General features: G+C 57.2%; 13 protein-coding genes. 4 read left to right on the forward strand and 9 right to left on the reverse strand.

Annotated elements, in window-relative coordinates:
* Positions 1 to 145 precede the first annotated feature (145 nt).
* The 9 genes from IEX10_RS05515 to IEX10_RS05555 form a co-directional block, all read right to left on the reverse strand.
* Positions 146 to 1,084, reverse strand: coding sequence for a fatty acid desaturase family protein (locus IEX10_RS05515; RefSeq protein WP_188671781.1), 939 nt, complete (start codon positions 1,082 to 1,084; stop codon positions 146 to 148).
* Between the two features lie 60 nt (positions 1,085 to 1,144).
* On the reverse strand, positions 1,145 to 1,555 hold the full coding sequence (locus tag IEX10_RS05520) for a MarR family winged helix-turn-helix transcriptional regulator (protein WP_188671784.1): 411 nt from the start codon (positions 1,553 to 1,555) through the stop codon (positions 1,145 to 1,147).
* A complete protein-coding gene (locus IEX10_RS05525; protein WP_188671787.1) occupies positions 1,556 to 2,140 on the reverse strand; it encodes an amino acid synthesis family protein in 585 nt (194 codons plus the stop codon).
* On the reverse strand, positions 2,137 to 2,721 hold the full coding sequence (locus tag IEX10_RS05530) for an amino acid synthesis family protein (protein ID WP_188671791.1): 585 nt from the start codon (positions 2,719 to 2,721) through the stop codon (positions 2,137 to 2,139). The genes IEX10_RS05525 and IEX10_RS05530 overlap by 4 nt, the downstream gene beginning before the upstream one ends.
* Positions 2,714 to 3,529: a UPF0280 family protein gene (locus IEX10_RS05535; protein WP_188671794.1), complete on the reverse strand. Its 816-nt coding sequence runs from the start codon at positions 3,527 to 3,529 to the stop codon at positions 2,714 to 2,716. Before IEX10_RS05535 ends, IEX10_RS05530 begins: the two co-directional genes overlap by 8 nt.
* Complete coding sequence (locus IEX10_RS05540; RefSeq protein WP_188671797.1) at positions 3,526 to 4,947, reverse strand: 6-hydroxynicotinate reductase; 1,422 nt, start codon at positions 4,945 to 4,947, stop codon at positions 3,526 to 3,528. The genes IEX10_RS05535 and IEX10_RS05540 overlap by 4 nt, the downstream gene beginning before the upstream one ends.
* A complete protein-coding gene (locus tag IEX10_RS05545) occupies positions 4,940 to 7,693 on the reverse strand; it encodes a molybdopterin-dependent oxidoreductase (protein WP_229678442.1) in 2,754 nt (917 codons plus the stop codon). Before IEX10_RS05545 ends, IEX10_RS05540 begins: the two co-directional genes overlap by 8 nt.
* Positions 7,675 to 8,496: an FAD binding domain-containing protein gene (locus IEX10_RS05550; protein ID WP_188671800.1), complete on the reverse strand. Its 822-nt coding sequence runs from the start codon at positions 8,494 to 8,496 to the stop codon at positions 7,675 to 7,677. The genes IEX10_RS05545 and IEX10_RS05550 overlap by 19 nt, the downstream gene beginning before the upstream one ends.
* Before the next feature lie 131 nt (positions 8,497 to 8,627).
* On the reverse strand, positions 8,628 to 9,398 hold the full coding sequence (locus IEX10_RS05555) for a transporter substrate-binding domain-containing protein (protein WP_188671803.1): 771 nt from the start codon (positions 9,396 to 9,398) through the stop codon (positions 8,628 to 8,630).
* Positions 9,399 to 9,538: 140 nt separating this feature from the next.
* Here IEX10_RS05555 and IEX10_RS05560 point away from each other — a divergent pair, with 140 nt between their 5' ends.
* The 4 genes from IEX10_RS05560 to IEX10_RS05575 all read left to right on the forward strand — a co-directional run bounded on the left by IEX10_RS05560 (position 9,539) and on the right by IEX10_RS05575 (position 12,886).
* A complete protein-coding gene (locus IEX10_RS05560; RefSeq protein ID WP_188671806.1) occupies positions 9,539 to 10,279 on the forward strand; it encodes an amino acid ABC transporter ATP-binding protein in 741 nt (246 codons plus the stop codon).
* 9 nt (positions 10,280 to 10,288) lie between these two features.
* Positions 10,289 to 11,047, forward strand: coding sequence for an amino acid ABC transporter permease (locus IEX10_RS05565; RefSeq protein WP_229678443.1), 759 nt, complete (start codon positions 10,289 to 10,291; stop codon positions 11,045 to 11,047).
* Positions 11,048 to 11,057: 10 nt separating this feature from the next.
* On the forward strand, positions 11,058 to 11,393 hold the full coding sequence (locus IEX10_RS05570) for a carboxymuconolactone decarboxylase family protein (protein ID WP_188671813.1): 336 nt from the start codon (positions 11,058 to 11,060) through the stop codon (positions 11,391 to 11,393).
* A gap of 254 nt (positions 11,394 to 11,647) precedes the next feature.
* Complete coding sequence (locus tag IEX10_RS05575) at positions 11,648 to 12,886, forward strand: NAD(P)/FAD-dependent oxidoreductase (protein ID WP_188671815.1); 1,239 nt, start codon at positions 11,648 to 11,650, stop codon at positions 12,884 to 12,886.
* Positions 12,887 to 12,919: the final 33 nt, after the last annotated feature.

Here is a 12,919-nt window from a genome sequence, read left to right on the forward strand (position 1 = left end):
GCCATTATGAAGCGTCTTACATGAAGCTTCATTTATGAAGCGTGATATATGACGCGTCTTGTATGACGCTTCATATTTGCAGGGTCTAAATTAACCCTCTGTTAGGAAATCTGGCCAATTAGCGTGTTGCCCCTCAGCCGACCAGTCAGGCCGGACGCGACGCGGCCAGCTTCAAAACATCCCAATAATTCCGCCCGATCCGCATCTTATCGCCATAGCCCTTCTCCAACATCAACCGGTGCAGCCGTGGCAGGTGGCGACAGGGGACATGCATGATCAAATGATGCTCCAGATGGTAGTTCACCCAATAAGGCGCCAGAAATAGCCGCATCACCGGCCCCGCCTTGGTGGTGCGCACATTGCGCAGGGGATCATCGGAAAACTCCACCACGCCATGTTCGGCAATATTGCGCACCCGCAGCACCAGTTGGAACCACGTCAGCAGCGGTAGCGCCCAAAACGCGAACCACCACCACCATGCCCCAACAGCCCACATCACGGCAAAAATCACTCCGTTGGCGATCAGCGCGCGTCCCAGAACCGGACCGGAAAACGCCTGCGCCAGATCCTGACTGGACATATCATCCGCTTCTCCGGCCAGCTTGAACGCCATCATGATCTGCTGGCTGCGCTGGCGAAATCCGGTCTGGCCGGTAATATCGCGCAGCAATTTGCGCCGCAGACTGGCCTTGGTGGTGGGAAAGGCGCGGGACAGGTTCAGGTCGGGATCTTCGGCAGTCTGGGTGTGCTGGTGGTGCTTCAGATGATAGCGGCGGTATTCAAACATATCCGCAAGTATCGGCCGCCCGCACAGCCACTCCCCCGCAAATTCATTATATTTCCGTGTCTTGAACAACGCTACATGGGCCGCTTCATGCATCAGAATTGCCAGCCCCAACTGGCGCGAGCCTATCAACATCACCGCCAACAAAAACGTCAGCACATTCGGCCAGAGCGCAAAAAACGCCAGTGCCAACGCGATAATGCCCCAGCAGTGCAGCACCAGCCACGCGCCCCAAAGATCGGAGCGGCCGTTAAAGCTGCGGATTTCCTCTGTATTCAGATAAGCACGACCCGGTGTCATAGCGTCCTCCCGACAATCAAGCACAGCAATCGATTGGATCGCTGCCCCTCCCTGTCCAGATCACGTCAGACGCTTCAACATGTCCAGAAAAACCTTGCGTTCCGTTTCGCTCAGGGGCGATAGCGTCTCTTCTGTCACCTTCTCCCCAAAGGCGTGAAGCTGGTCGATCACGCCTTGGCCCTGCACGCTCAGCGACACAACGGTACGCCGTTTATCGCCCGGATCGGGGCTTAATTGGATGAACCCTTTGGCCTTCAACCGTGTCACAACCCCCTTGATCGTGGCCACATCCATCGCCGTGCGCCGCCCTAAAAGGTTCTGCGAACAGGCGCCCATTTCCCCGATCCGCACAAGGGCGGCGAACTGGGTCGGGGTCAGACCCAGTTCGGAATGCTTGTTAAAAATCAGCCCGTGTCGCTGGTTGGCCAGCCGCAGGATATAGCCGATCTGTTCGTCGAGCCGGTACACCATTCAGCGCAGCCCGTCCTTGCCTTCGGCCTCGGCGTGGGTCAACCCGCCAACGCGGGGCAAGGGGCGACCGCTGTCCGTGACTGCCACAGCCACAAGGATTTCATTGGCACGGGGCGCATCATTCATCCGCACCTCTACGCCGTCGAAATGGCTGCGCACATAGGCGGCATCTTTATGGCCCAACGGCACGTCCAGATCCTGCCCCGGACCGCCCATTTTCTTCGACGAAGGCACCAGTGCGGCGCCTTTTTCCACAGCTTTGCGCAGGGGCGCGCCCAATTTAGGATGCAGGATCGCAGCGGCATGTTCCAACTCGCCGTTCTCCCCCACCATCGCCGCTTTACCGTAGCTTTCGGCCTGATCCGGAGTGATGCCGAGCGCCTGAACACAACGATCGCCGAGCAGCCCGCCCAATTCCGCGCCGATGTCCATCAACACGGTTAGGTCATCCTCATAGCTGCCCGCAAACGGGTTTTCGATCACTGCAACAGCAACAGCCTTGCGCGTGGGCGGTGAAATCTCGCGGCCCATTTCCAGATGGGTTTCTTCCACCCAAACAGCGGTTTTTCTTATTTTCGCGCTCATCTCAAACCGTCCTTTCCGGTGATCTCATCCGCGGCGAGACCGCCGACACGGGCGTGAATGCGCGCACCGGTGCTCATCACCAGAATAAACGCCAGTTCATCGGCGCGGGGGGCATCGTTCATGCCAATCTCCATCGCGTCAAAATGGCTGCGCACATAAGACGCATTGATATGGGTTATCGGCACATCCAGCCGCGTCCCCGCTGCACCAACTTTTTTGGTGGATGGCACAATCGCCGCCGCATCCCCAAGCAGTTCGCGCATGGCATAGCCCCCCGGCGCATGCCAAAGCGCGCCGTGCTCCAGCTCTCCGGCAGTCCCCACGATGGAGCCTTTGCCATAACCCTCAACCACCGAAGCGTCCCCACCGATCAAAGCCAACGCCTTATGCGCCATCTCCAGACCCAGAGGCTTTAGATCCTCCATAAACCCTGCAATGTCAGCAACATATTCGCCCGCGAACGGGTTTTTGATTACCGCAACAGCCGCCACACGGCGCAAGGGCACCTTGGGCGCGGGGCCAAATTCGTGATGGATTTCTTCCATCGTCGTCATAATCTTGCGCACCACTACATCAGGCATCTGCCAGTTCCTCCGTTCCAATCATCCGGCTCTGTCCCTGCAACAGCAGGTAGGCCGCTTTTATCCGTCCTTGCGTCTGCATCGCCCGCGCAAGTTTCGCACCATTTTCCAACGCACCGGTGACATCCGCTGCGCTTATATCGCCGCATCCTGTAACGACCAACCGCGCGCCAAGATCGCTGTCAGGATCCAGCGCTTCGGCCTTTTCCCGCGTGATAGCCGGATGGTCGGGTAAATCAACCCTGTTGGCAATCAGCGTCGCGGCGGCGTCCGCAGTCGCCGCGCAATCGGCCAGAACCGTCACACTTTGCGCGATACCTAAGGACAGGCTGCGCCCGCCCTGCCCGCTGGTGGCAATGCCCCCGATCCCGTCGCCGCTCTGCAGCGTCACCTTGCCCAGCGCGCTTGCGTCCAATCCGGCGATGCCAACCTCAAACCGCTGCCCCTTGCCCAGATGCAGCGCAATATCACCGCCGTTATTCACATAAGCCCGTGTGATGCGGGCCTGCCCTAACATCGCGGAGAGAACCTCATCCGCCACGGCCCCAGCGACGGCGGCCATCGGGGTTACGAAATCCGCATGTCCTGTCGCCGCCCGCGCCATACGCCGTGCAATCCGGCCCTGTGGGGCAACGGGCATCGGGCTGCGCAGCAAGGGCAATTCAGAGACCAGTTCGTCAAGAACAGTGCTAAATCGCGTTTTTGCGGCTTCAAAGGCAGCTTCGCGGTCGCCTTCTGCCCCGATAATCAGATCAATCGGCCCGTGTTGCAGGTGCAACCGGTCCCCTGTGATCCAAGCCGCAATCATTCCGCAGCCTTCGCGCCACCTACACGGCGTTCTTTCCCGTCGAGCACTTCATCCACGTCGCGGATTTCAGCGCTATAACCGCCAAGCGCAATGTAATCGCTGCGCCGCATCGAAAATTCTATCGGCGCGACCAGTGCTGGTGTCGGCACATAGCCAAAGGCGTTCGACGGCATCTGCGTCACGTCGGCCATCACGGTTATTCCGCCGCCGGGCCAAAGATACGCCTCTGCCCCGCCGATGGTCACTTGGGTCAGCGTATCGCGCACGGATCGGGTCAGCTTTACCGGATTTTCCGTCACTCCGGCGCGCAACGATCCCCCTGCACCGCCCATAAACAGCACTGAACAGACCGATGGTTCGCAGTTTTCGGCCACCCGTTCCGCGCTGGCACGCAAGGCTGCGGGGGCTTCGGCCGGTTGTGGCACGAGATCATCGTCCAGCTCGAAATAGGCCCATTGCTCCCCTGTGGTAGAGATCATGAACAGCCGCAAACCGGGCCATGCGACCTTGGGATTCACGTTCTTGATCACTTTCAACGGGTCGGAAATATCCGTCCCGCCCCAACCCGTGCCCGGTTCTGCCACCTGAAAATAGCGCCCCGGCGTGGAGCGGCGGCCAACCACACGAATGCCGCTTGGCGGGATGTCCAACAGCACACCGGCCTGATGTTCCGACAACACGCCAGTGATGTGATCATCCACCACAATCACCTCATCTGCATGGCCCTTCCATTGGGCGGCAAACATTCCAATAGCAGCCGAGCCGCAGCCCACCCGCATCAGTCTTTCTTGATCTCCGTTAATGATGGGGGCCTTGCCCGCCTGCACAATCACAACAGAACCGTCGTCTATTGACAGCTCAACCGGCTCACAATTGCACAAAGCCAACAAAGCATCGCAAGTGACGCGGCCTTCCTTTTTTGAACCGCCTGTCAGGTGATCGACCCCGCCAAGGGACAGCATCTTGCTGCCGTATTCGCTGGTCATCACATGGCCAATGGCCTCCCCATCGACACGCACGATGGCCCGTTCCTCGCCGATATGACGATCCGTGTCGATCTTAACCTTCACCCCGCAATAGCTGAAAATACCCTCGGTCACGACCGTCACCATATCCACGCCCTTGGTCTGCGCAGAGACAATAAACGGCGCGGGTTTGTAATCGGGATAGGTGGTTCCAGCCCCGATGGCCGTCACAAACGGACGCGCGCCTTGCACGATATCACCGTCCCATTCAGCCCCTTGCAAGAACGGCACGGCAGGGCCGCCGTTTTCAATCACAGTCAGCGGATCAAGGCGTACCAATTCACCGTCATGGTTCGCATAGCGATCACAAGCACCCGAGCGACCCTCGGCAATGAAACACAACACCGGACAGGCATCGCAGCGGATTTTTTCGACAGCAGCCCGCTCAGTCATGACGCGCCTCCTTCATTGCAGCTTTCAAACGGGAGGGCGTAACCGGAACCTGCCTCAATTGCACCCCGACCGCGCGATTAATTGCATTGATCAAAGCAGGCGCTGTGGGGATCAGCACGTGTTCCCCCAGCCCCTTGGCCCCATAGGGACCGTGGGCGTCGGGTTCCTCGATAATCAGGGTTTCAATCGGTGGAATATCCCCGATTGTCGGGATCAAATAGTCGTGCAGGTTTTCTGTGCGCCCCGGAATAAATTCTTCCATCAACGCCATGCCCAACCCCTGCGCGATCCCGCCGTGGACCTGCCCTTCCACCAGCATCGGGTTCACAGCGTGGCCCACATCATGGGCGGCCACAAAACGCACCGGATGCACAGTGCCATAGCGCGTGTCCACATCCACCACGGCCAGATGGGCGGCATAGCCGAACTGCGCGTAAGGCACGCCCTGCCCGTCCTTATCGAGCGGCCTTGTCGGCGGGTCATAAGATTCTTCAGCCCGCAACACATAACCGTCTTTGTCAGCTGGCAGGCCCTCAAGCGAAACCTCGTGCCGCGCGGCCCCGTCCCGCACAATCAGCGCACCGCCCATCGGTTCGATCACCGCAGCGGCACTGTCCACATTGCAGCGACGCAGGATCTCTGCACGCAGCGCCAGACCGGACAGCCGCGCCGCATTGCCAGAGACGAACGTCTGGCGCGATGCACTGGTTTTCCCTGCATCCGGCGTCACATCTGTATCCGCACCGATTAGGCGCAAGTATTTCACATCACAGCCAAGCGCCTGTGCAAATATCTGGGAAATAACGGTATTTGCGCCCTGACCAATATCCATCGCCCCCTGATGCAACATAATCGTTCCGTCTTCACGCACACCGGATTTAATTGTCGAAGGGTTCGGCAAAGAGGTATTACCGCAACCATACCACCCCGCTGCAATGCCCACACCACGGCGCATATGTCCGCCTTTTGCGTTGAACGTCGCGACCTCTGCCAGCGCATCAGCCCAAGGACCACGAAGCGCCTTGAAGCACGCTTTGATCCCGACACCCTGTTCAAACACCTGCCCGCAAACGGTTGGCACACCGTTTTCAAGCGCATTGATCTCTCGAAATTCCAGCGGATCCAAATCCAGTTTGGCAGCGAGTTCGTCAAACAAAACTTCCTGCGCAATGGCGGCTTGGGGCACACCAAATCCGCGAAATGCGCCAGCGGGCGGGCAATGGGTGTGAATGCCCTTCGCCTCGGCGCGGTAGTCTGGGATTTGATACGGGCCGGAGGCATGCACCGGCACGCGGTTGGCGACAGTCGGCCCCCAACTCGCATAAGCGCCTGTGTTGAACAATCCATCAAAGCGGAAACCCTGCAACCGCCCCGACGGATCTGCACCAATGGTCAGCCTGATCTCCGCAGGATGGCGCTTGGTGGTGGATTGCATGGATTCCGCGCGAGAATAGGCCATCCGCACTGGTCCGTTCACCTTCAGGGCCGCCAGCGCAAGGTAGGGCTGCATGGAAATATCCAGCTTGGAGCCAAAGCCGCCGCCAACAGCCGTAGGGACTATCCTGATCCGGCTGCGATCCATGCCAAGGATTTCTTCCATTGAATCCAAGTCCATAACCGGCGCTTGGGTGCAGCCGTGGATTTCGACCCGTCCGTCTGTCACCGTGGCAAACCCTGCTTCCGGTTCGATATAGGCGTGCTCTACGAAACCGGTGCTAAAGCTGCCGGTCACGCGATGGGCCGCTGCGTCCAATGCGCGGTCCGCATCGCCGCATTGCACGAAACCGCCGGTCATCACATTGCCACTGCGGCCTGAATGAAGCTGCGGTGCGTCCGGTTCCATTGCGGTGTCACAGTCCATCACGGAGGGCAATTCCTGCCAGATGACGGGAAATTCTGCCGGATCGAACCGCGCCATAAACTCGGGCGTGCCAACCACTGCGGCCACAGCTTCGCCGCGAAAACGGGTCTCGGCTACGGCAAAAACCGGCTGGTCGGCAAAGGGCGGGATCACGCCAAAGCAGTTACGCCCCTTGATGTCTGCCGCGCTTAGCACAGCCAGCACCCCGTTGGTGTGGGTACGAAATCCTTCGAGATCGCCAAATTCAAAGCTTGCCCGCGGGAACGGCGCGCGGATCACATGCACCACCGGCGTATCTGGCGGGGCCACATCATCCCCGAAAGCTTCGCGTCCTTCCACCTTTGGCACACCATCAAGCCGTCGGATTGATTGCCCCATGCCACCGAATTTGGCCAACGGCTCTGCCCCGCCCGCTGCGGCCTCTGCCACAGCGTCGAGTATTTTGCGATAGCCGGTGCAACGGCATAAAACACCGCCAAGCGCATCTTCCATGCTGCTGTTCTTATCGCGCAAATAGGCCGTCGCCGAGACCATCATACCCGGCGTACATATCCCGCATTGGGCTGCCCCGTGGTTTTGAAATGCCTCTGCCAGCGCTTGCGTATTCTTGTCGGTCTGCACGAGACCGGACAGGGTCTCCACATGCCGCCCCTCGGCTTGCGCCGTTGACATCAGGCAGGCGCATACCGGCGCACCGTCAACCAGAACGGTGCAGGCGCCACAGTCCCCGGCGTTGCAACCGATTTTAACATCCCGCGCCCCGAGGCTTTCGCGCAGGGTAGCAGACAGCCGCTCGCCAGCCGTTGGACTGGCCTGCACTGGCTTGTTGTTCAGGGTGAAGGCGATCCCTTCAGGGGCAGCATCTTTCATGCGCGTTCCAGACATCTTTCGACTGCTTCCTCGATCATTGGCGCGACGACCTCCAGCCGGTATTGTGCGGAGCCGCGCACATCATCAATCGGGGACAAGGCGGCAAGATGGGCTGGCGTAACCAGTCCGGCGACATCACCGCGCCCCGTCAGCGCCGCCTCCAGTTCTGGCAGGCGTTGCGCCACCGGCGAACAGGCCCCGACTGCGACACGCGCTTTAGAAATCACACCATCGTGCACGTCGATCAGCACAGCCACCATTGCGATGGAAATCACAAGATACTTCCGGCTGCCCAATTTGGTAAATGCGCCCCACCCTCCTGCGGTCTCTGGTATGTGGACTGCGGTCAGGATTTCACCTGAACGCAGGGCCGTCTTTCGCACGCCGAGGATAAATTCTTCCAGCGGTAACAAACGCTTACCAGAGGCCGAGTACAATTCCACCATCGCCCCAAGTGTTAAAAGCGGCGGCACACTATCCGCCGCCGGAGAGGCATTACACAGGTTTCCCGCAATTGTGCCTGCATTCTGGATCTGGATCGAGCCGACTTCTCTCCCGGCGGCTTTCAAGCCGTCAAATGCCGCTGGCAGGTCGGCCCGCAGAACATCGCTCCAGCTGGTTGCCCCGCCAATGCGCCAACCGTCAGGCGTTTGGGTCACGCCGGACATCCCGTCAATCCGCGTCACGTCCAGTATCGGCCCCTCAGGCAGACGATCCCCATTCGTGGGGTAAAAATCCGTGCCACCCGCCAGAATACGCAAGCCCTCGGCCTGGGCATCCTGCACAGCCTGATCCAGTGTTGTCGGTTGGAAGTACACGGGGCAGCACCTCTTGGCGGTTAATCGTTTGTACACTAATAAACAACCCAACCCCTGAGTCTGTCAACCGGTAAACCGAAACGAAAAAGGGCCACCTGATGGCAGCCCCTTCACACGTATCTAAGGCAGCTTCAGAGCCCCCATTTTTCCCGTGTCGATTCAAAAAAGCCCTCGCCCTTTTTCAACTCAATCCAGTTATTCACATAGTTGATCCAGATCTGATCCCCCTGCGGCATGATCATTGCAATGGGCGTGCTAGACGGGGCGGTTACATTCTTAACCCGTGTGACGGGGAATTTGGCTTCCAGCGTAGAGCCTTCGATGTTGGACGTAATAAACACATCCGCCCGACCTGCGATAACCTCTTGGAATCCCCGCGCCGGAGCCTCAACAACTTTGATGTCCGCATCCGGATACCAGTCCCGCACCATTTTCTCAAATGACGTGCCAAGCGTAGTCGCGACCTTAACATCGGCCTTATTAATGCTGTCGTTTCCGTCGAACCGCTCTGCTTTGTCCTTTGTGGTGAAGGGTACAATTTCAACCGCGATATAGCTGTCTGAAAATCCTGCAACCTTCATACGGGCCGCAGAAATAGACGCCGATCCGGTCAGGTGGTACTTGCCAGCCACCACACCATTCACCAGCGTTTTCCAATCTGTCGGCACGAATTCGACCTCCACCCCCAAATCCTTGGCCAATTCGGTCATAATATCAATATCATACCCTTTATAGCTGTTCGTGGCCGGATCTTTCAGCGTCATCGGGTTCCAGTCACCCGTGGTCCCCACCTTCAGGGTGCCGCTGTCCAGAATTTCGTTCAACGCGGATTGTGCCGATGCGCCAAAGGCCGCCCCGAGGCTGACGATTGCGGCGGTAATCCCGATTTTCCATAATTTCATTATGATTTTCCCTATGTCATCCCCGCACCATTTTGTGTCGGGCTGCGTTTCATCGTTGAATAAAGGGATAATCCCCCGTTAAACTCAAGCAAATTCGTCCCCTCGGGGAAGTAACCCCCAATCCGGGATGACGAGAGACAATGGCTGAAAACAAGATCGAAATGATCGGCGTGAACAAATGGTTCGGCGATTTCCATGTGCTCAAAGACATCAATTTGACGGTAAAATCCGGCGATCGGGTGGTGATCTGCGGGCCATCGGGCTCTGGCAAATCCACCGTGGTGCGCTGTATCAACCGGCTGGAGGAACACCAAAGCGGCGTGATCCGTGTGGATGGCGTCGAATTAACCAATGATAAAGCCGCCATTGCAACGATCCGCTCCGAAGTCGGAATGGTCTTTCAGCAATTCAATCTGTTTCCGCACCTAAGCGTGCTCGACAACCTGATCCTTGGCCCGATGAAGGCCCGCGGCCTGTCCCGCGCGCAAGCCACGGATCGGGCAATGCACTATCTGGAACGGGTCCGCATTCCCGAACAGGCCGACAAACGCCCCGCGCAACTTTCCGGCGGCCAGCAACAGCGGGTTGCTATCGCGCGCAGTCTGACGATGGAACCCAAGGTAATGCTGTTCGACGAACCCACCTCGGCACTTGATCCCGAGATGATTTCCGAAGTGCTCGACGTGATGGTTTCGTTGGCGCAGGATGGGATGACGATGATTGTTGTGACCCATGAAATGGGATTTGCACGAAAAGTAGCCGATCAGATGATCTTTATGGATGGCGGCGAAATTGTAGAGTCCGGTCCGCCAGAACCGTTTTTCACCGCGCCAAAATCGGGGCGCTGTCAAAAGTTTCTCTCTCAAATTCTGCAACATTAGGGGATGCCTGTGAAAAATCTGCCAGCCCTGCTCGCCTTTCTGCTGCTCTCTGGCTGTGCTTCTTCAGATATTTGGGGATGGTACGTCATTGATCCCACAACAAAATCCGGCTGGATCAACATCAAGTTCCTGATCAACGGAATGGGCAATACCATTCTGATATCCCTGATTGCTGCCGCATTTTCCATCGCCATTGGACTGTTAGTCGCACTTCCCGCACTGTCCCACCGGCGTTGGTTACGAATTATTAACCGGATCTACGTAGAATTTGTACGCTCCATCCCGCTGCTGCCCATGTTGTTCTGGGTATTCTACGGGTTGCCGATTATTTTCAAATCTATGGGGCTCAACATACCGATTGACCCGTTCTGGGGCGCGGTCATCACGCTGGCACTGTCGGACAGCGCGTTCACAGCCGAAATATACCGCTCCGGCATCCAATCCATCGCGCGCGGACAGACCGAGGCCGCCCAAACCGTCGGGCTGAGCTATACGCAAACCATGCGATACGTGATCCTGCCCCAAGCGATCCGGCGCATCCTGCCCCCACTGGCAAACCAGTTCATTTATATCGTAAAAATGTCCGCCTTCGCCAGCGTTATCGGCATGCAGGAACTAACCCGACGCGCCAACGAACTGGTGGTCAGCGAATACCGCCCGCTAGAACTCTACACATTTCTCATTCTGGAATATCTGGTTTTAGTGCTCATCATCAGCGCGGGTGTACGATGGTTGGAACGGCGAATGGGCGCGGACGAACGCAACTAAGGAGAAAATGATGGATTGGGACGATTTCATGAAGGGCGCGCAGGCCGACATCGGGGCACTTTCGAAAGAAATTCCCGAAACTGTCGCCGGCTTTAATAAGATGGGTGCGGCTGCAAAAAAATCCGGCGCTCTGTCTGAGAAAACCAAAGAAATAATGGCTCTGGGGATCGCGATCGCAACGCGCTGTGACAGTTGCATCGGCTTTCACGTGAAGTCCCTTGTCCGGCTTGGCCTGACACGAGAAGAACTCTGCGAAGCTTTGGCGATGGCGACGTATATGGGCGGCGGCCCATCATATGCCTATTCGGCCAAGGCGCTGAAAGCCTTCGACACATTTGCAGATTAAACAAGCAGGTGATCACCCTACCACTAGGAAGCTTCATTTATGAAGCGTCTATTATGACGCTTCATATTTGCAGGGTGATGCGTGAAATCCATTACAAATTCATATTCTTAACCATCATAGGACCGAAAACCTGATGTGGATTAGGAGATTATGTTGCAGAAGAACTGGATTAATTTGCACCACAAATCACAGATTTCTTTTGCAAACCGCTCGGCCTTCGATACTCCTGAACATGAAGAAATTTGCGAGACATTATGGCTAAAATAATAGTTGCCGGAGCAGGCATCGTCGGCATATCGACGGCAATTTGGTTGCAGCGGGCGGGGCATACCATCACCGTTGTGGATCGCGAGGGTCCGGCAGCAGGAACATCTTATGGCAATGCAGGTGTGCTTGCGTCGGGGGCCATCGTCCCGGTTACAACTCCGGGTCTGTGGCGCAAAGCGCCTGGCATGGTGTTGGATAAAAACAGCCCACTTTTTGTGAAATGGTCCTATTTGCCGAAAATGATACCGTTTCTTTGGAAGTTTCTGCGCCACTCAACAGACGCGCATGTGACCAGCTTTGCCGCAGCGATGGCGGGTCTGTTGCATGACAGCGTGGATCAACACCGCGCCCTTGCCGCGGGAACCGGAGCCGAAGACTTTATTACAGAGGAAGATTTTTGTTTCGGCTACCCCTCAAAGCAAAGCTTTGAAGCCGACGCCTATGGTTGGAAAATCCGGAAGGACAACGGAGTGGTCTTCAAGGTGCAAACCGGTGCTGAATTTGCCGCATACGACCCCCTCTACGCCGAGCATTTCGGTATCGTGGTGCGCTGCAAAAATCACGGCCGGATTAGCGACCCGGGCGCATATGTTCGGGCGCTTGCCCATCACTTCGTAAAAGAAGGTGGTGAACTCGTGATAGCGGAAGTTACTGATGTTATCCGCGATGCGACCGGCCTTCGCGGTGTTATGACCGACGTGGGCGAACAGCGCGGGGATCATACGGTACTGGCACTTGGAGCTTGGTCCAAACCCATTGGCCGGAAAATGGGCCTTGATATTTCGCTTGAAAGTGAACGGGGGTATCATATTGAATTGGTTAACCCCTCACATATGCCCAAAGCACCGATGATGGTTGCTGCCGGAAAATTTGTCATCACCCCAATGGCTGGTCGCATCCGCTGTGCGGGCGTTGTCGAGTTTGGTGGATTAAGCAAGGGCCCTTCGGCCGCGCCGCTCGAACTGCTGAAAAAACACGTTGCTGAAATTTTCCCTGATCTCAGCTACGAAAGGATGGATGAATGGATGGGGCACCGCCCCTCCACTCCGGATAGCCTTCCCCTGATCGGCGCCACGGACGAAAGCAAAACTGCATACGCAGCGTTAGGCCACCAACATGTCGGGTTGACAGCCGGACCTAAAACGGGCCGGATCATTGCGGATTTGATTGGTGGGAAACAAACGAACATGGACCTTTCCCCTTTCTTGCCGACGAAGTACCGCTGACTTGACGGGGCAAATCCCTTCCTTGTCCTAAGT

This window comes from Neptunicoccus cionae, assembly GCF_014643735.1.
Classification (GTDB): domain Bacteria; phylum Pseudomonadota; class Alphaproteobacteria; order Rhodobacterales; family Rhodobacteraceae; genus Amylibacter; species Amylibacter cionae.

Bases quoted from the DNA above. Each gene is read 5' to 3' on its own strand.
- IEX10_RS05560 (WP_188671806.1), top strand. From the start codon at position 9,539: ATGGCTGAAAACAAGATCGAAATGATCGGCGTGAACAAATGGTTCGGC.
- IEX10_RS05535 (WP_188671794.1), bottom strand. From the start codon at position 3,529: ATGATTGCGGCTTGGATCACAGGGGACCGGTTGCACCTGCAACACGGG.
- IEX10_RS05530 (WP_188671791.1), bottom strand. From the start codon at position 2,721: ATGCCTGATGTAGTGGTGCGCAAGATTATGACGACGATGGAAGAAATC.
- IEX10_RS05540 (WP_188671797.1), bottom strand. From the start codon at position 4,947: ATGACTGAGCGGGCTGCTGTCGAAAAAATCCGCTGCGATGCCTGTCCG.
- IEX10_RS05575 (WP_188671815.1), top strand. From the start codon at position 11,648: ATGGCTAAAATAATAGTTGCCGGAGCAGGCATCGTCGGCATATCGACG.
- IEX10_RS05515 (WP_188671781.1), bottom strand. From the start codon at position 1,084: ATGACACCGGGTCGTGCTTATCTGAATACAGAGGAAATCCGCAGCTTT.
- IEX10_RS05555 (WP_188671803.1), bottom strand. From the start codon at position 9,398: ATGAAATTATGGAAAATCGGGATTACCGCCGCAATCGTCAGCCTCGGG.
- IEX10_RS05545 (WP_229678442.1), bottom strand. From the start codon at position 7,693: ATGTCTGGAACGCGCATGAAAGATGCTGCCCCTGAAGGGATCGCCTTC.
- IEX10_RS05570 (WP_188671813.1), top strand. From the start codon at position 11,058: ATGGATTGGGACGATTTCATGAAGGGCGCGCAGGCCGACATCGGGGCA.
- IEX10_RS05520 (WP_188671784.1), bottom strand. From the start codon at position 1,555: ATGGTGTACCGGCTCGACGAACAGATCGGCTATATCCTGCGGCTGGCC.
- IEX10_RS05525 (WP_188671787.1), bottom strand. From the start codon at position 2,140: ATGAGCGCGAAAATAAGAAAAACCGCTGTTTGGGTGGAAGAAACCCAT.